This is a genomic window from Rathayibacter sp. AC182 (assembly GCF_979253875.1).
Genome location: NZ_CEEDEK010000006.1, coordinates 63,913 through 81,824, shown reverse-complemented (window position 1 = coordinate 81,824; position 17,912 = coordinate 63,913). Strand labels below are relative to the sequence as shown.

Sequence of the window (17,912 nt, the reverse complement as noted above, 5' to 3'; positions counted from 1 at the left end):
AGCGCATCGACGTGCGGCGGACAGCACCTGCGTCGACGCAGATATCCTCGTCGGGGGATGGGCGGCGTCTGAGCTGAGTTGGCCACCGCCTCGTGGTTCCGGATCTTGTCAGGAAGGGCGGTATCGCAGCCAGCCAATCCCGCACCTGACCGAATCTCAATTATTTCGAGCGGTGCAGAACAGGCGACAGCACATGACTCGCGAGCAGAACATCGCCTCCCAGCAGGCCTTCGGAGAGGCGGTCAACGCCGGCGACTTCGCCGCGTTCGACGCGTTCGACGCACTCGTCGCGCCCGACTCGGTCAACCACGAGCCGGCGCCCGGCCAGGCACCCGGTCCGAAGGGATACGCCGCGTTCTTCGGCGAGCTGCGGACCGCGTTCCCCGACATTGCACTCGAGGTCGAGAAGCTCGTCGCGGACGACGATAGCGTCGCGTTCGCCTACACGCTGACCGGGACGCAAACCGGTGTGTTCCAGGGCCACGCGCCGACGGGAAGAGTCCGTGAAGATCCGCGGCATGCAGATCAGCACATTCCTCGACGGAAAGCTCGCCGAGCGCTGGGGAAGCAGCGACGAGCTCGACATCCTCACGCAGCTCGGCCTCGTACCGGGCGCCTAGCAGGCGGAGTCCGGCGGGATCCGAGGCTCGTCGCAAACCACACCTCGGAACCCGTTGAGCGGAGTCCGTGTGAATGAACTGACATAATCACGGTTATCAGCTCAGATTTCGGAGACGGAGGTCCGGCACCCGGCGTACACCCTCCTATGCACTGCTTCGCGGCGAAGCCAGGAAGCGCTTCAGCTGCGTGGCGGGTGTTGCTCGAGTTCGACGAGCGCAGTCACTCAGGATTGGTACGATTCTGGCCGGCGAGGCAAGAGCCAACGCCGCCGAGGGGGACTCAATGGCGACCGTCCAACAGCAAGTGCTGAGTGCAGACAGCGTGATCACGCAAAACATCGACGCATGGACAGGCGATCGCGGATTTCTCTCGCAAAACATCCTCAGTCAATTACGCAACTTGGTCGAGGGCCTTCTCGTATGGGTGTCACAGAAGGATCCGAGCACGGACTTTCACTATGACAAGGTGAGTGCAGCGAGTGCAGTGGTCAAGCCGCAGGCAAAGTTTCGTGTCCTAGTCCGATTCCACGATCAACTGCAAGCAAGCGTTTCGCACTACACGATGGAACGAGACCCGTCCGAACGGTTGATGCTGAAGTACTACGAGTACCTGCTGCGCACGCGCGACCTTGCGTCAGAAGGAACTGAAGGTCTCAATACTTCAAAACCTTCAGAATCCCGCTCAACACTGATCCGGCGATGCGCGAGTATCACGAGAGGATCGCCAAAGAGGTGGACGAAGCATTCGTGCTCGGCACACCAGAACCCAAGTCAGACCGATACTACATCCACAGTTCGCGACCATTTTTTGTCCAGGATCGAATTTACTACGAGGTGACATTTTCTGTTGCACACAATCGCACCAGTAAATTCGACTGGAAGATCGCCTACAACCATCGACATAAGTGATAAATACGCAGCCAGTCTCGGATTGGAATCCAAGACGGTCGAAGTCTTCGGCCGATCGATGCCGGTCACGATAATTCGGTCGTGGAACGTGTCGATTCGTCCATGCGAATTTGACAACTTCCGGTCGCTGATCGAGCCACTGAGGGGCAAGGTGACGAGGTCGCAACCGGAGTACAGCAACCTCATGCAATACCTCACAACCACCCGCTCGAGCCTGCTCGACCTCATCGAGCTCCCCGATGCTTCGTATAAGCAGGTGCGCGACTGGGCGCTTGCAAGCACTATCGGAGTGCCGTTGATCTTTCCCTGCGCTCGATCACGTGCGACAGCTGATACAGCGCGACGCCCCGGGGTCGCGGGTGGTTCGCTACCTGTTGCTTCGCATGAGGAATGAGGTAATCAAGGCGCAAAGGGATGGCACGCCAAACAACTGGTTCTCAAATTTGCGCATCAAGAACCAGAGCAAGCCCTTCGACACGATGCCATTGTGCACGTCGCCCGCCGGTCATAACCCACGTTTTGCCGACCTCCTTGATGCATTCAATCCGGAAAGGTCGCGAGCACGAACTCCTCGCCCGCCGAATCCAGGTGAATGTTGAGACGCACGGCGTCATCTACACAGCGGACGACGATCTGACCGACTTCGGCGACATCGACTTGCTGATTGACACCTATAACTCGTTGCTCCCCAAAACGGAGAAGCACGCCCCGCGTCAGCTAGAGCACGACCGCGGCCACGTCTTCATGGTTGGCTACGAGGAGGGAACGGTTTCAATCATAAAGGAGCTCCAGGCCATCTCAGCGAGCGGAGTGGAGGATCACAGCACGGACGTCCTCACGTGGATTAACGCGAACCCAAACGATTTCGACGATCCGCTGAAGTCTGCCGCCCTTACGGCCTTGTTTGACCGTTCCAAGGTCGCGCTCATTTATGGTGCAGCTGGAACAGGCAAGTCGACGATGGTAAATCACATCGCGCGTTACTTCTCAAAGAGTGACAAACTGTTCCTCGCACACACCAATCCTGCCGTCGACAACCTGAAACACCGGGTGGCGGCGCGCAATTCCGACTTTAGCACCATTAGCGCGCACGTTAGTCGCGGTGGCGGCGCAATTCATTATGACGTTCTGGTCATCGATGAGTGCAGCACGGTCAGCAACGCCAGCTTGCTGAAGGTCCTTAACAGCACATCATTCGATCTGCTGGTCCTGGTCGGGGACGTGTATCAGATCGAGTCGATTGAGTTCGGCAACTGGTTTACGACGATCCGTTCGTATATTCCGCAGGAGTCTGTGTTCGAACTCACCAAGCCGTTCCGAACGAGCGATGTGGCCCTACTGACCCTCTGGGACCGTGTGCGAAACCTTGACGATCGGATTGAAGAGACAATTTCGCAAAACGAGTTCGCCGCGCGGTTGGGTGACTCCCTGTTTGAGCGCCGCGCTGATGACGAGATCGTATTGTGTCTAAACTACGACGGTCTCTACGGAATCAACAACGTCAACCGCTTCTTGCAGGCGAGCAACCCGAATCCCGCATTCGAGTGGGATGACGCCATTTATAAGGTGGGCGATCCGATCCTGTTCCACGACACCACCCGTTTCGGAAGCGTAATCCTTTAACAATCTTAGGGAAGATCACCCGGGTTCAGAAGGAAGCGGGCCGCATCACCTTCGACGTTGACATCGACCGCGAAGTCACCGAAGCGGATGTGCACTACACCGACCTCCGCTGGCAGGGGGACTCGATCGTCCAGTTCGACGTCACCCAGCGAGGAAACACAGACGACGATGACGACGCATCTGTCACGCTCGTCCCATTTCAGATCGCATACGCGGTTTCGATTCACAAGGCACAGGGGCTGGAGTACGACTCGGTCAAGGTCGTCATTACGGACGCGAACGAAGAGAACATCTCACACGCCATTCTTTACACCGCGATCACCCGTGCTCGCGAGAAGCTCGGGTTGTACTGGTTCTGCCGAGGCCCAGCAACGAATGCTTAGCCGCCTCGCCATCCGCGAAAACTCGGCGGATGAGGCCCTGCTGCGTTCCCGCAGAGGCGTTGCACCGGTCGCCAAGCGTCAGAAGCTGGCAAAGTCTCGCGAAAAGATCTGACGCACGTGGACGATTGGTGGATCCGCTTCAAGGCGTAGAGCATGTCTCCGCAACCTCTGGGAGAGACTCGTGCGCGAAGGTGCGTGCGGTCGAGCAGCCCCGGGCGGAGCAGACGGAGAGGGGTGTAGCGGGTGCCATCAGTCGTCGTCGAGGTCAAACAACTGACATAACGTACATTATCGGCGACGGCCGGAAGGGGGCGCCGGGTCCCTCGGGCGGGAGCTTGCGGCTTCGATTTTGCCTGCGTACTTGCGTGCCACGGGCTGTGGCACATTTCGATGATCAGCCAATCCGGCGGCGATGGAGCGCATGTAAAGCGTGCTCGAGCGCGACAACATCGTCATCGTCGGGAACTCAGCGCGCAGGTCATCGGCGAAACGACCAACCACGTCGCTCTCACACTCGCGCTCGTCCTGCTGGCGGAGAATCTCTTGCCCAGTGGCCTGTGCAGGATGGCCAGTTGCCCGTTGGCCAAACGCTGCAACTTGTAGGTGCTCGGAGACGCTCTCCTATAATTGATATTATGTCAGCTAAGAACAGCTCGCCGTCGATGACGGCGGTCCATTCGTTGGCTGTACGGCCTGCAGGCGTCCTTCCTCGCTTCGGGGCACTGACCGTAGCGAGGAAGGCGCCGACCTCCGAGTCTGGGAGGAGCCGCTCCTGAGCACAAGTGCCGCTCGCGGACATGTCTACGAGTGGGACGGCGGTCAGTAGCTGATGCTCGGCGAGAGTAGCCCCCCGGCGACGGCCGTGACGGCGAGTCCGCGAGAAGGCGGCCGCGAGGACCGTGTGTCCCCCCGCAACGAGAACCGCCCGGCCGCGCCGGGGTGATACGCCGACCGCGCGTAGCCGGACGACGGCGAGTAAGAGAGCCGGCACCGCGCCGAGCACCGCGACACCCGTCAGAGCCTGCGCCGATCGGAGGATGAATGCGGAGGGGAGGGACGCCGTCGGAGAGCAGTGCCGAGGCGACGACCGACCAGAGCGCGCCCGCGGCGAGTAGCGCGACAAGGCTCAGTAGGACAAGCGCCCCTGCGATCCTCTCGGACCGCGACCGCTGGATGCGGACACCGCAGCCGCGGCGCACTAGCGCGAGCACGGGCATCGCGAGGAGCGCGAGCAGCAGCACGACGACCGAGAGGCCGGCGATCCCGGGTAGAGCGGCCCGCAGCGCCGACATCGGCTGAAGGGCGAACGCGGGGTTCAACCCGATCGCCGTCACCGTCCCGTCCTGCTGATCGACGGCGACGCGGCGCTGCGCCGTCGACCTCCTGCCAGACCCATGGCTCGACCTCGACGAGCTCGACCGGAGTCCCTGAGGTGTCTGTCAGCGCCGAGACGGTGACGGCGTTCCCACCCGCACGGGCGACCTCGACGGGCGAGAGGGCGGCGAAGAGGCGGAGGAACGTCGACTCGCTCCGGCGCGAGACCTGGTAGGTGCCCGCGATCGCGTCGGCGTGCTCCGCCGCGGTGGAGGTCGCGGTGGGAGCCGAGCCGCCGTCGGGGAAGTATCGGTCGACGAAGCCGCGCGACAGCGCGTCGCGGATCGCGACGGTCGAGTCCGGGCGGAGCCCCGTGCTGTTCAGCGAGACGAAAATCCCGGCGCCGTCCTCCGGAAGCAGGTCGAGCTGTGCGTGGAACGCCGTAAGGTCGCCGCCGTGGCCGAGCACGCGGTGGCCGTTACGGTCCTGCTCGAACCAGCCGAGCGCCATCCGCGGTCCTGCGACCAGACCACCGAGGGACTCGTCGAGCGCGGGCTCCTGCATCCGCTCCAGGGTGTCCGGGCCCAGCAGCGGCGAGTCGTCGGCGAGCTGCGCGAGGAGGAACGCGCTCATGTCGGCGGCGGTCGCCGAGATCGCTCCGGCCGGCGCCGGAGCGACGATCTCGAAGGGGACCTCCTCGGAGGACTGCGCGGAGCGGTAGCCACTGGCGATCGCGGCGTCGGCAGGCAGCGGCTGCCGGAGCGTCGCGGTCGTCATGCCCGCCGGTCCGAACACCTCGCTGGAGACGACGTCCTCGAACGTCCGCCCGGTGATCCGCTCGACGACGTAGGCCGCGAGCCCGTTCGAGTAGTTGGAGTACGAGGGCACCGTGCCCGGCTCGAAAATCTGCTCGGGCGGGTCGACCGCGACGGAGTCGCGTAGCGGGGTCGCGTCGCCACCCGGACCCGCGATGACTCCCGCGATACGGTCTTCGAATCCCGCCGTGTGGCTGAGAAGGTGGCGCATGGTGATCGGCCGCTCGAACGCGACCGGGAGGCGGAAGTCTAGGTGGTCCTGCACGGGATCGTCGAGATCGAGCCGCCCGTCCTCGACGAGCTGCATCGCGACCGTCGCGGTCATGAGCTTCGAGATCGAGCCGATGCGGAAGAGCGTCCTCTTCGGATCGACCGGCACGGGCTCGCCACCGCTCGCGCCGGTGTCCGCCCAGCCGAAGCCCCGCTCGGTGACGACCGCGCCACCTCCCGACGATCGAGACGACTGCTCCGGCGATCCCCTCGCGCTCGAGCGCCGCCGGGAGTAGTCCGTCGAGCCAGGCGTCGGCGTCGGCCGTGGTCAGCGCGGGCGGTGCTACCGGCGCGGCTGCTGCTGGAGCAACAGGCGTACTGATAGCAGCACTTGCGGCGAAGAAAAGTCCGGCCACGAGGGCGAAAGCCGTCCGGCGGATCGAGGAGAGCGGGCGGTGCACGGCGGATCCTTCGGAAGTCGATCGCGGAGCATACGCGCCGCTGGGTGGGGAGGCAGGTCACCCCGCCTCCGGCCTTGCGACTCTAGCGACAGCGGAAATGTTCCTACTCCTGCGCTGGCTCGACGTCGCTCAGCGCGGCCTTGGGACAGGACTCGTGCCGGGATTCTCGCCCTGGTCACCCTCGACCGAGATCTCGCCGAATGGCTGACCAACGATAGCCGCCTAGCCACATCGCTCGCAGACAAACCCCCTAACGCAACCTAGAGATTCTAGCCAACACTTGAGATTATGTCAGTGCTTGGCGCGGTCTACGAACAGTGCTCTCCGTTAGCCCCTCAACCGACTCTTCTCTAGTCACGTGAGCGGTGTGCGGTGGGTCCGGCACTTGACCCAGCGAGCAGCTGATGAAGGAACGCATCGAGGTGGCTTCCGATGTGGGTGAAGTCCCCGTCGTCGAGAGCCTGAAGCTGGAGCCCCTCCCACAGGCCGATGAACCGGATCGCGCCTCGGCGCGGAGAAATGAGTGCGCGGTCCGGTGCTCCGTTTTTTGCACCACGTCGATGAGGTGCGAGAAGTAGTCGATCGTCCGCCGATACCGGCGAGCGAGGTAGTCATGGGCGGGATGCTCGATCGCCGCCGCTTCTGAGGCGACCCGTGCGTGCAGCTCGATGAGCCCTGGCTCATTGTGGGCGTCGAGCCGCGCGTCATCGCCGACGCTCGCTAGTTCCGCGGCGGGGTCTGCGTCGGCGCGGCCTCGTTCGGCGAGCATCTCGTCGCGCCGTCGGAGGACGGCAGTTAGGAGTTGCTCCTTCGATTCGAAGTGGTACAGCAAGCTCGATTGGCTGACCCCGGCACTCTCCGCAATCTCCCGCAGGCTGGTGCTGTGGTAGCCGGACCGAGCGAATCGGGTCGTCGCGTCGGAGAGGATCTGTCTGCGGCGTTCCTTGCCCTTGGCGTACCCTCCTCCTCTCGATCGACGATGTCGGCCAGCGTGATGACCGGCCGGCCCTCCTCCTCCGCTTCGAGCCCCCGGCCTAGGTGACCTGCATCCGCCCCGTCCAGCTGGTCGGCTGCGTCTATTTCGCCGGGGAGGTACTGGGCCAGCAGTCGCAGCCCCGTCCACATGACGAGCTCTTCGTCGAGCGATTGCCGGGGAGCCATCCGATCCGGACGCTCCAGACGTTCTCGGATGTCGAGGAAGCGCCGGTCCAGGCGCGCACGCGCATCCTCGAGACCGTCAGCGGTTGCCAGCATCGAGGCGAGAAGGTCGAAGGATGTCACCCCTGCTGTGACCCGAGCAACCGCCGAAAGGGTCAGCTCGCCAGGGTTTACCGCGTCCAGGGCAAAGCCCACCTCGTCATCGAGTTGTGCGATCACAGCATCCACAAGTGGAGCTTTCGACGCGAAGTGACGCAGCAGCCCCGGGTGGCTGATCCCAGCGGCCGCAGCAACATCACGAAGCGACACCGGCACCACGCCACGTCTGGCGAACACTCCCTCGTGCAGCGTCGATGACGTTCTGTCGCGCGCGCTGCGCGCTCGCGACTCTCCCTCCACTCGCGACTGCCACCGAGCAATCGTCTCATCACCCCAGATACCAGTTAATCAGAATTCAGTTACCACAAGATCAGATTTACTCTAGGCTCTCACCACCAACCGCTGGATCCTCTGGAAAGAGAGCCTCATGACAGAGACGTCGCCGGCCAACGCCGAGACCCCCCACCCCGCCTTCGTCCGTGCAGGACGCGGGTGACTCCCCTGCCGCAGTACGAACGGGTACTACCCCGCACTCGGGTTCGCCACCTTCGGGCTGTACCTCGCGCTGCTGACACCGGTCTTCGTCTCGATGGCCTTCAAGCTGCAGCACATCACCGCCACCCCGGAGGACGCCGTCGCCGGCCTCGGCCTCGTGACCGGCGGCCGGCTCCCTGTTCGCACTGGTCGCTAATCCGCTCGTAGGCCGGCTGTCCGACAGGACGACCACACGCTGGGGCCGACGACGCCCGTGGATCATCGGCGGCGCGCTCGTCGGCGTGCTCTCCTGCCTCCTCATCGGCATCGCCGACGAGGTCTGGGTCGTGCTCGTCGGCTGGTGCCTGACGCAAGCCGCGATCAATGGCGCTCTTCGCCGCCACGAACGCAACAGTTCCCGACCAGGTCGCGCCGACTCGACGCGGGTTGGCGTCGGGGATCATCGGCGTGATGACATCCGTCGCGATCCTGGGAGGCAGCTTCCTGGTCAACTACATCGCCGGCGACGTCGGTCGGTTCCTCGCACCGGCGCTGGTCGGGCTCGTCTCTGCGGCCGTCTTCGTTGTAGTCCTCGACGACCGCAAGATCGAAGCGCCGCCGCGCGAACGCTACGGGCTCAGGGAATTCCTCGGGTCCTTCGTGTTCAACCCGGTGCGGCACCGCGACTTCGCCCTCGCCTGGCTGACGACCTTCCTCGTGATGTTCGGGTACGCGGGCGTGGCGACCTTCCTACCGCTGTATCTCAGCGAACGGTTCTCGCTACAGGAGAGCGACGCCATCGGCATCGTCCTGCTCTGCAATCTCGCCTCCACAATCGCCACAGCGATCTCCGGCGCACTCGCCGGCGTCGCCTCTGACAAGACCGGGCGCCGACGAGTGTTCGTCGCGGTCGCGGGCGTGATCATGGCGGTCGGGCTCGTCCTGATGGCCGTGGCGACCTCCGTCCCGATCGTCATCGCGGGACAGGGCCTCATCGGTCTCGGCGCCGGCGCGTTCCTCGCCGTCTCCCTCGCCCCGGCGACTCAGGTGCTCCCCAACCCGGCAGACACGGCGAAAGATCTCGGCGTCCTCAACATCGCCAACGCTTTCCCCAGTCGATCGCTCCCGCGATCGCCCCGTTCATCATCGCTATCGGTGCGACGACCGCCCTCGGCGGGTACACGGTGTTCTACCTCTTCGGCGCCGTCGTCGTCCTGGCCGGCGCGTTCGTGGTCTACCTCATCAAGGGCGTGCGATGACCCCTCACCTCGAACACCACATCTGACGCACGACTCGACCCCGAGCATCGACTTCCGCTACCGCGACCCTGAACTGCCGATCGCCGAGCGGGTCGACATCCTCCTCTCGCAGATGACGCTCGAGGAGAAGGCAGGTCTGTTCTTCCACGACATGATCAGCATGGGCGACCACGGCCAGCTCTCCGACGGTGACGCCGAGTTCCACCTGCCCTCCAACTCCACGTTCGTGCTCGATCACCGGATGTCGCACTTCAACCTTCTGACCGGTGGCGACCCTCGAGACATGGCCGCCTGGCACAACCGCATCCAGGAGCTCGCGGCCTCCACCCGTCTGGGTATCCCCGTCACGATCTCGAGCGACCCCCGCAACTCCTACAGCGACAACCCGCTCGCAGGCCTGCTGGCAGGGAGCTTCTCCGTCTGGCTCGAAGCGCTCGGCCTCGCCGCCACTCGCGACGAGGAACTCGTCCGACAATTCGGCGACATCGTCCGGCAGGAGTACACCGCGGTCGGCATCCGCGTCGCCCTTCACCCGCAGGTAGACCTGGCGACAGAGCCCCGATGGGCGCGACAGCTGGACACCTTCGGGGAGGACGTGGAGCTGGACCTCTCGCCTCGGCGCCGCCTACATCACAGGTCTCCAGGGCGACCGGCTCGGCACGGGCTCCGTCTCGGCCATGATCAAGCACTTCCCGGGAGGTGGCCCGCAGCGCGACGGCGAAGACCCCCACTTCGGCTACGGCCGCGAGCAGGTCTACCCCGGCGGGCAGTTCGAGCTGCACCTCGGGCCGTTCGAAGCCGCCTTCGCCGCGGGAGTCGGCCAGGTAATGCCCTACTACGGCATGCCCATCGGCACCGACCACGAAGAAGTCGGGTTCGGATTCAACAAATCCGTCATCACCGGGCTCCTGCGCGAGCGGTACGGCTTCGAGGGCATCGTCTGCACCGACTGGGACTCCTCACCGACTCCGAGGTCGCCGGCGAACCGTTCCCGGCCCGCGCCTGGGGCGTGGAGCACCTCGACCAGCGAGGGCGCATGCTCAAAGCGCTGGAAGCCGGGTCGACCAATTCGGTGGGGAGAAGTGCCCCGAGGTCTTGGTCGAACTCGTCAGCAGCGGCGGCAGTGACGCCGGAACGACTCGATCAATCGGCCCGACGCCTGCTCACCGAGAAGTTCGTGCTCGGGCTCTTCGACCAGCCCTACGTCGACGTCGAGGCGGCTGGACGCATACGTCGGCTCACTGGACTTCGTCGCCGCAGGCGAGGCCGCTCAACGCGCGTCGCTGACGCTGCTCACGAACGAGAGCCGGAACGGAGCACCCACCTCCCCGCGCGGCCCGGATGCAAGATCTGGATCGAGGGTATCCCCGCTGACATCGCCTCGCTGTACGGCGATGTCGTCGACTCCCCGAGGAGGCGGACCTCGCGATCATGAGGATCACCGCCCTCGAGCAACGGCCTCACGGTCTTCGAGAACTATCCCACGCCGGCCCTCGACTTCTCGGCACAGACCGTTGTCCACCTGCGACAGATCACGTCCGCGGTCCCGACGGTGATCGACATCTTCCTGGACCGCCCAGCGATCCTCACTCCGATCGTGGACGACACGGCGGCGATCCTCTGCAACTGGGGCGCCGACCCGCGGGCACTGCTCGACGTGGTCTTCGGCCACGCGTCGCCGAGGGGCGACTGCCATTCGACCTCCCGTCGAGCATGCAAGCCGTCAAGTCCAGCCGCCCCGATGTTCCTTTCGACACCGAGTTCCCCCTCTTCCGCTTCGGCCAATGGACTGACCTTCGACACCACCCCTGCCTGACCCGTCCCACCCTCTGCTCACGAAAGGAACACCATGCTCACACTGGAGAACGCCACCGCGAGGTTCACCGAACGATTCGCCGAATCAGCACGCGCCACCGCGCACGGCAAGACCGTCATCCCCGGTGGCTCACAGCCGCACGTCCTTCAACTTCGGCCCCCACGCCGTGTTCGTCAGCAGCGGGAACGGTGCCTACATCGACACGATCGACGGACACCGACTCCTCGACTTCAACAACAACTTCACCGTCAACATCCTCGGCCACGGGCATCCCGCCATCTCGGATGCCCTGATCGCCGCGATCCCCCACGGCGCCTCCTTCGGCAACCCCGTCGCCGAGGAAGCAGAACTCGCGGAACTCCTGATCGACCGGATCGCCTCCGTCGAGAAGGTGCAGTTCTCCTGCTCGGCATCCGAATCGGTGATGACCGCAGCCCGCATCGCCCGCGCCTACACCGGCCGGAGCAAGATCGCGAAGTTCGAAGGCGGCTACCACGGATTCACCGACCCGGTGAGCGTGTCCGTCCACACCCACGAGGCCACGGAGTACGGGCCCGACCACGACCCCCGACCGGTCGGGGACGACGCCGGCGTTCCTCAGCAGACCGTCGACCTCGTCGTCGTCCTGACTCAGAACGACCTTGCCGGAACGGAACGGATCCTCCGCGAGAACGCCGACGATCTCGCCTGCGTCTTCGTCGAACTCGAATCCGGTGCCGGCGGACACGTCATGCTCACCGACGAATTCGCGCAGATGCTCCGCCGGGTCACCGCCGAACTCGGCATCGTCCTGGTGATCGACGAGACCGCCAACCTCCGAGCGGCCTACAACGGCCTGCAGAGCGTCTACGGGATCGACGCCGACCTCACCGTCATGGGGAAGATCATCGGCGGCGGACTGCCTCTGGGAGCGGTCGGCGGGCGAGCGGAGATCATGAGCGTGCTCGAGACCGGGGCCGTCGCGATCTCGGGCACCCATCACGGACACCGGCTCGCTCTCATCGCAGGCCTCGCCCGCATGCGCGCTTCTGAGTGTCGCCGCCTATAAGCGGCTCAACACCATGGCCGCCCGCATCCTCACCGAACTGAGCGCCTGGTCGGCAGCCCGGAACAGCCCGTTCACGATCTTCGGTCGCGGGTTCTCCTCCCTGGCCTACGCCTACTGCAAGGCGCCGGGGCAGACCGTCACCACCCACCGCGACTACTGGTACAAGGTCGACTCCGACAAGACGCAAGCCTTCGCCGCTCGAGCTCGCCAACCGCGGCTTCTTCCCCGCTCGCCCGAGGTGAGCTGTCCCTCTCGCTCGCCATGACCGACGACGACATCACCGCGTTCATCGAGACGGTGAAGGACATCATCGTCGATCTCGAAAGCTGACGCGCGCGGCCTATGGGACCGATGCGGTCGTCCCGTCCTCGCCGGGCGAGGTGCAGCGGCCGAGATTGCCCGTCCTGCTCAGCGGACGACGCTCGAGATCGAGTATCCGCGTCGCGGTGGTGCGCGGGGTCCATCGCGGAGACGCTGCGATGGACCCCGCTTCTTCGTTCCATCGCAGAAGTGAACGGTTGATATCCGTGATTCTGTCAATTTGAGCGGCATCACTTTCAACCGGCCGTGCCGCCTCACCAGTCACGGACCCTGCGTGCCGAAGCGGCGCCGGTACCCGGAGGGCGTGCTGCCGAACGCCTGGGCGAAGTTCTGACGCAGGGTGACCGGGTTCCCGAAGCCGCAGTCCGCGGCGATCCGGTCGATCGGCAGATCGGTCGTCTCGAGCATCCGGCGCGCCTCGTCCAAGCGCCGCGAGCGCACCCACGCGGCCGGAGTGGTCCCGGTCGCCGCGCGGAACGCCCGCACGAAGGAGCGCCGGCTCATCAGCGCCGCCGCCGCCAGCCGGTCCACGCCCAGCTCCTCCTCGAGGTGCGCCAGGGCCCACGCGGAGGCGCGCGCGATGCGGTCGTCCGCGGGCTCGGCGGGGAGGGGCCGCTCGATGTACTGCGCCTGCCCGCCCTCGCGGTGCGGCGCGACGACGAGGCTGCGCGCGACCCGGTTCGCCGCCTCCGCGCCCAGCGCGCCGCGGACCACGTGCAGGCAGGCGTCCAAGCCGGACGCGGTGCCCGCGGAGGTCAGGACGTCGCCCAGATCCAGGTACAGGGCAGTGGCGTCAACCGCGATCGACGGATGGCGCGCCGCCATCCCCGCCGCCGCCTGCCAGTGCGTCACCGCCGCACGGCCGTCGAGCAGACCGACGTCGGCCAGGACGAGCGCGCCGAGGCAGAGGCCCGCGATCCGCGCGCCGCGGCCGTGCGCCTCCAGGAGCACGCGGGCGAGGTCCGCGCCGGGCGCGCGTCCGTCGTCGATCCAGGAGGGGATCACCACGAGATCGGCGGTTCCGGCCGCCTCCGGACCCTCGACACCGTCGATCCGGTAGCCCTCGGCCGTGCGGATCGAGCCGGGCCGGTCGGCGAAGAGCACCGTCTCCCAGTCCGCGATCCCGGAGTCGCCGGACCTCGTCAAAGACCATCTGCGGCACCGAGAGGTGGAGACATCGTGACGCCGTCGACGGCGTGAATCGCGATCCGCACAGGCACCTCCTCCGTTTGGCCCGGATCCATCGTAGGGGTGCCGGTGTGCCACTGGTCCCGCCGAGCACCCACCGTCAGGATCGGAGCACCACCCCACACACCCAGGAGACGACACCATGACCGCACCCCGACGCGCCCTGATCCTCGTCGACGTCCAGCAGGAGTACTTCGCCGGACCGCTCGAGATCCGCTTCCCCCCGCACGCCTCCTCCCTCCCCCGGATCGCCGCCGCAATCGACGCCGCGACCGCCGCCGGCCTCCCGATCGCCGCCTTCCGGCACAGCGCGGGAGAGGGCGCCCCCGTCTTCGCCCCCGGCACAGAGGGCTTCGAACTGCACCCCGAGATCGAGCGCCGCCGCACGGACGACTGGACGTCGATCACCAAGCGCTTCGGCACGGTCTTCGCCGGCACCGACCTGCTGCCCCGGCTGCGCGAGCACGACGTCGACACCATCACCCTGGTCGGCTACATGACCAACAACTGCATCCTCGCCTCGGCCGCCGAGGCCGAGACCCACGGACTCGCCGCCGAGGTCCTGTCGGACGCGACCGGCGCCATCGCGATCTCGAACGCAGCCGGCTCCGTCGACGCCGAAACCGTGCACACCACGCTGCTCGCCCTGCTGAACTCGAACTTCGCGGCCGTCGCCACCACCGACGCCTGGACCGACGCCGTCGCGGCGGGCACCGCCCTGCCGAAGAGTGATCTGGGGTCGTCGGCCGTCGCGGGCGCCGCGCTCGGCTCCTAGCCGAACCGCACGCAGTCCGAAGCGGAAGCGACCAGATCCATCGAGTGTGTCGTCGATCCCGAGATATCCTTCGAGGCGATGACCCTCTCCGCGCCCTCGACCCGCGGCATGGTGATCGCCTTCTCGGCGGCCAGGCGTTGAGCCTCCTCGATCGCCACGGTGCGCTCGTCGCCGGCAGCGGATCTCCTCGGTCGCGTCGATCCTGTCGTCAAAGCGATCGGAGAGCAGCGCGAGCACCTGCGCCTCGACCCGCTGGAGGCCGTCGTCGAAGGTCATCGCGCGGCGCGCGAGGACAGTCCGCATGTCGTCGACGGCCGGGGCGAACACTGAGAAGTCGACCTCGGTGAGCGTCTCGTCGTCGACGATCCAGATCACCGCGACGAGCTCGTGAGCCATGCGGACGGAGCGATATGGCGGCGGCGCAGCCCCGACTCCGGCGCCGCGTCGGTCAAGAACGCCATGGTGGAGCGCCCCGCCGGGCCGCGCCAACTCGGCGCGCTCCGGCGAGACCGACCAGCGACTCGACTCGGTCCTGGTCCTCGACGCCGAAGTGCGCGCTGTGTGCCGGTAAGCGTCGGCGCCGGCCGCCGCAGGGTCCGCCCCCCCGATAGCGTGACGGACCTCGACGGGCGCTCCGTCGCGCGCCGGCTCCGCCTGAGCCTGCAGCGCCATCTGCTCCGTGCTACCCCGAAGCCCGAGGTCGAGCTCACTCCGGTCCATTGCAGAGCTCTTCTCCGTGGGTCCGTTTCCCGAGACTCGGCGGATACGGCGGGATGGGCTGAGCTTCTCGACGAATTCTTGACGAGCGCGATCACGACCTGAGGCCGGCGGACACCCGGTGGCCACGCGAATCACCTCTCGATGTCCGCCGAGGAGACAGCGAGCAGGTGAGAGACGAGCCGACGGTCAGCTTTGCGCTGCCTGATCGCCTGAGACCAGACCCTCACAGCGGCAGCCGCTGGCCGCAGGCCGTTCTGCGCCGGCGGCCGGGCACCATTTCGGTTCGTCTGCTGGTCCTCGCTCGCAGCAGTCAGCGAGGCGCGTCGCGGAGCCTCCGCGTGCTGGTCAGCCGAGAACGACTCGATCCGGTGCGCTCCGAGCCAGAGCGCGTCTTTCGGCAGGACGTTCGGGCCGCAGGCGCGCGAGCGAGGCCGTGCTGGGCGGCGTCGAGGAAGAGGTGCAGGCTGTCGGATCACCCGAGGGCTTCCCATAGATTGAGAATCGATGCAGCTCACACAATCTCCTCGGGCAGCCGCTCAAGCTGCAAGGGCCGCATCTTGGAGGGGGACTGGATGATGCCCACAAGCAAAGACGTCGCCGCGCTTGCCGGAGTGTCGCAGAGCACCGTGTCGTACGTCATGAGTGGTAAGCGAACGATCTCGGAGAAGACGCGGGCCCGCGTGCAGGCGGCGATCGACGAGCTCACCTACCACCCGAATGCTGGAGCCCGGGCTCTCGCCGGCAGCCGAACGAACGTCATCGGGCTCGTGGTGTCCTTCTCCGATACGACGGACATGGCTGGTGTGCTGCCGTTCATTGAGACGATCACCGGAGTCGCTCGGCAGCACGACTACGACGTCATCCTGGTCACGGCGGATGAGGGCCCACGCGGGCTGGCCCGACTGGCGGGGCGGCGTATCTGCGACGCTGGTCATCCTCATGGACATCAGGGCAGAGGACGAACGTGTTGAGTCTGCTGCAGCGTTGCCTATTCCGGTTGTCATGATCGGGATCCCGAACGAAGCGCATGGGTTGGCCGCTGTCGACATGGACGCGATTTGCGCAGGCCGTCTCGCCGTCGAGGAGCTCGTCTCCACCGGGCACGAACAGATCGTGGTGATCGGGGAGCCACCGGAAGTGGCCCACGCAGGTCTTCGCTTCATCAACGACTTCGAACGAGGAGCGAGCGAGGCCGCGCATCATGCCGGCATCGCGTTGCGGATCGTGCGACCGCCGGTCGCAGGGTGGCGAGGTATCGAGACGATCGGAGACGACGTTCTCAGGCGCTCACGAAGCGCGGCTTGGCCTGATCGCCCGAACACCGCAGGTCATCGGGTGGCTGATACAGCTGACCATGTTGCGCGGCCTCAGTCTTCGGGACCGATCTTTCCCTCGTGGGACTGTGTACAGACGCGGCCGCGGAGTCGTTCAGCACCGACGTCACCAACGTGTCCCCCGAACCCCGCGATGTCTCACGTCTTGCCCTGAAGATGCTTTTCGCACAGCTCGAGGGCCCCCTACTCCCGCGATGGTCCAGCTCGTAATGCCTCGCCCGACGCGCCGCGCTACGACGACCCTGTCTCTAGCCGCACGCGCTCCGTAGCGGAACGTGGCGCTCGTCATGGGCTTGTGCTAACTTTCGATGCGTATCGAGTCGATACGTATCGACAGTGCATCGCTCTCGCGCGTTGCACCCTCCGGAAGGTTCAACAATGGCTCAAAGAAGAGCGATGTGAGCTGCGTCTGGGCGCGCTCACCGCAGCCTCAGTCTCGGTGACGCTCGCGATCCGTCGTGCAGTGCCGGTGGCCCCAGCAGTACCGAGGCATCCGGAACAATCACCGTCGAACGCCCCGATGGGTCCCCCCATGACTCGGAGGTCTACGACCAGGTCTTCACCTCCTGCGAAGCGTCGACGGGTGTCACGATCACTCAGCAGGTCGTTCCCTACGACGGCTACATCGCGAAGGTCTTGCAGCAGGCGTCGTCCAAGACGATGCCGGACGTGCTGATGCTCGATAACGGCGACCTCGCTCAGATCGCCGACTCCGAGCGCTCGCGCCCCTCAGCGACTTCGACATCACTGCCGACGGGTATGCGCCGGGGGTCGTCGAAGCGTCCAGCTACGACGGCGAGCTGCTACGCATCCAGCCCGTCGCGAACACGATCGCGCTCTTCTACAACAAGGACCTCCTCGACGACGCCGGCCTCACGGCACCAACGACCTGGGACGAGCTGAAGACCACGCTGCCGCGCTCACACAGGGCGACACCTACGGCATGGCATTCTCCGCCGCAGCCACGGAAGAAGGAACCTTCCAGTTCCTGCCCTTCATGTGGTCCAACGGCGGCGACGAGTCCGATGTCGCAACCCAGAGCACAGCCGATGCGCTACAGCTCTGGACCGATCTGGTGAACAGCGGATCCGCATCAAAGTCGGTGCTGAACTGGTCCCAGTCGGACGCCAACGATCAGTTCATCGCGGGCAAGGCGGCGATGATGATCAACGGGCCGTGGCAGTTCCCCCTCCTGGACGAGGCAGGAATCAGCTACGAGGTCGCTCCCGATCCCCGTCCCGACCGCTGGCGCCGCAGTCGAATCCCCTCTGGGAGGTGAGACGTGGACTGTGCCGCAGACCGGGAACGGCGCTCAGATGGCCGACGCGGCGAAGGTCGTCGAATGCATCGGCTCGGATGAGAACCAGGAGTACCTGGCGACAGAA

General features: G+C 65.6%; 12 protein-coding genes and 5 pseudogenes. 13 read left to right on the top strand and 4 right to left on the bottom strand.

Going from position 1 to position 17,912, the window contains the following annotated elements:
- Positions 1-193 precede the first annotated feature (193 nt).
- From AC0CII_RS25035 to AC0CII_RS25025, 3 genes and pseudogenes are all read left to right on the top strand, one after another.
- Positions 194-439 (top strand): annotated as a pseudogene (locus AC0CII_RS25035) (ester cyclase); the annotation flags it as partial.
- A gap of 1,678 nt (positions 440-2,117) precedes the next feature.
- Entirely contained in the window at positions 2,118-3,152 is a 1,035-nt protein-coding gene (locus tag AC0CII_RS25030) for an AAA family ATPase (RefSeq protein WP_465231228.1), read from the top strand.
- An 89-nt stretch (positions 3,153-3,241) separates the two neighbouring features.
- Positions 3,242-3,535 (top strand): C-terminal helicase domain-containing protein, encoded by a 294-nt coding sequence (locus AC0CII_RS25025; protein WP_465231227.1) that lies wholly within the window; start codon positions 3,242-3,244, stop codon positions 3,533-3,535.
- A gap of 1,671 nt (positions 3,536-5,206) precedes the next feature.
- Here the strand turns inward: AC0CII_RS25025 and AC0CII_RS25020 are convergent.
- A pseudogene (locus AC0CII_RS25020) lies at positions 5,207-6,097 on the bottom strand (serine hydrolase domain-containing protein); the annotation flags it as partial.
- A gap of 524 nt (positions 6,098-6,621) precedes the next feature.
- Positions 6,622-7,458 (bottom strand): TetR/AcrR family transcriptional regulator, encoded by an 837-nt coding sequence (locus tag AC0CII_RS25015; RefSeq protein ID WP_465231226.1) that lies wholly within the window; start codon positions 7,456-7,458, stop codon positions 6,622-6,624.
- A gap of 805 nt (positions 7,459-8,263) precedes the next feature.
- Here AC0CII_RS25015 and AC0CII_RS25010 point away from each other — a divergent pair.
- From AC0CII_RS25010 to AC0CII_RS24985, 6 genes and pseudogenes are all read left to right on the top strand, one after another.
- A pseudogene (locus tag AC0CII_RS25010) lies at positions 8,264-8,377 on the top strand (MFS transporter); the annotation flags it as partial.
- A gap of 73 nt (positions 8,378-8,450) precedes the next feature.
- Positions 8,451-9,869, top strand: a pseudogene (locus AC0CII_RS25005) (MFS transporter); the annotation flags it as partial.
- Between the two features lie 85 nt (positions 9,870-9,954).
- On the top strand, positions 9,955-10,452 hold the full coding sequence (locus tag AC0CII_RS25000) for a glycoside hydrolase family 3 N-terminal domain-containing protein (protein ID WP_465231324.1): 498 nt from the start codon (positions 9,955-9,957) through the stop codon (positions 10,450-10,452).
- 425 nt (positions 10,453-10,877) lie between these two features.
- Positions 10,878-11,141 (top strand): hypothetical protein, encoded by a 264-nt coding sequence (locus AC0CII_RS24995; protein WP_465231225.1) that lies wholly within the window; start codon positions 10,878-10,880, stop codon positions 11,139-11,141.
- A 124-nt stretch (positions 11,142-11,265) separates the two neighbouring features.
- Positions 11,266-12,189 (top strand): aminotransferase class III-fold pyridoxal phosphate-dependent enzyme, encoded by a 924-nt coding sequence (locus AC0CII_RS24990; RefSeq protein WP_465231224.1) that lies wholly within the window; start codon positions 11,266-11,268, stop codon positions 12,187-12,189.
- Positions 12,190-12,202: 13 nt separating this feature from the next.
- On the top strand, positions 12,203-12,454 hold the full coding sequence (locus tag AC0CII_RS24985; RefSeq protein WP_465231223.1) for a hypothetical protein: 252 nt from the start codon (positions 12,203-12,205) through the stop codon (positions 12,452-12,454).
- Positions 12,455-12,771: 317 nt separating this feature from the next.
- On the opposite strand, the gene AC0CII_RS24980 is transcribed toward AC0CII_RS24985, so the two are convergent.
- A complete protein-coding gene (locus AC0CII_RS24980) occupies positions 12,772-13,614 on the bottom strand; it encodes a GlxA family transcriptional regulator (RefSeq protein ID WP_465231222.1) in 843 nt (280 codons plus the stop codon).
- A 226-nt stretch (positions 13,615-13,840) separates the two neighbouring features.
- Here AC0CII_RS24980 and AC0CII_RS24975 point away from each other — a divergent pair, with 226 nt between their 5' ends.
- Complete coding sequence (locus AC0CII_RS24975; RefSeq protein WP_465231221.1) at positions 13,841-14,473, top strand: isochorismatase family protein; 633 nt, start codon at positions 13,841-13,843, stop codon at positions 14,471-14,473.
- On the opposite strand, the gene AC0CII_RS24970 is transcribed toward AC0CII_RS24975, so the two are convergent.
- A complete protein-coding gene (locus tag AC0CII_RS24970) occupies positions 14,470-14,631 on the bottom strand; it encodes a hypothetical protein (RefSeq protein WP_465228229.1) in 162 nt (53 codons plus the stop codon). The genes AC0CII_RS24975 and AC0CII_RS24970 overlap by 4 nt on opposite strands.
- A 1-nt stretch (position 14,632) precedes the next feature.
- Here AC0CII_RS24970 and AC0CII_RS24965 point away from each other — a divergent pair, with 1 nt between their 5' ends.
- The 3 genes and pseudogenes from AC0CII_RS24965 to AC0CII_RS24955 all read left to right on the top strand — a co-directional run bounded on the left by AC0CII_RS24965 (position 14,633) and on the right by AC0CII_RS24955 (position 17,806).
- The gene (locus tag AC0CII_RS24965) at positions 14,633-14,803 is read left to right on the top strand and encodes a hypothetical protein (RefSeq protein WP_465231220.1); all 171 of its coding nucleotides are present in this window, start codon (positions 14,633-14,635) and stop codon (positions 14,801-14,803) included.
- 962 nt (positions 14,804-15,765) lie between these two features.
- Positions 15,766-16,164, top strand: coding sequence for a LacI family DNA-binding transcriptional regulator (locus AC0CII_RS24960; RefSeq protein ID WP_465231219.1), 399 nt, complete (start codon positions 15,766-15,768; stop codon positions 16,162-16,164).
- Positions 16,165-17,270: 1,106 nt separating this feature from the next.
- A pseudogene (locus AC0CII_RS24955) lies at positions 17,271-17,806 on the top strand (ABC transporter substrate-binding protein).
- Positions 17,807-17,912 lie beyond the last annotated feature (106 nt).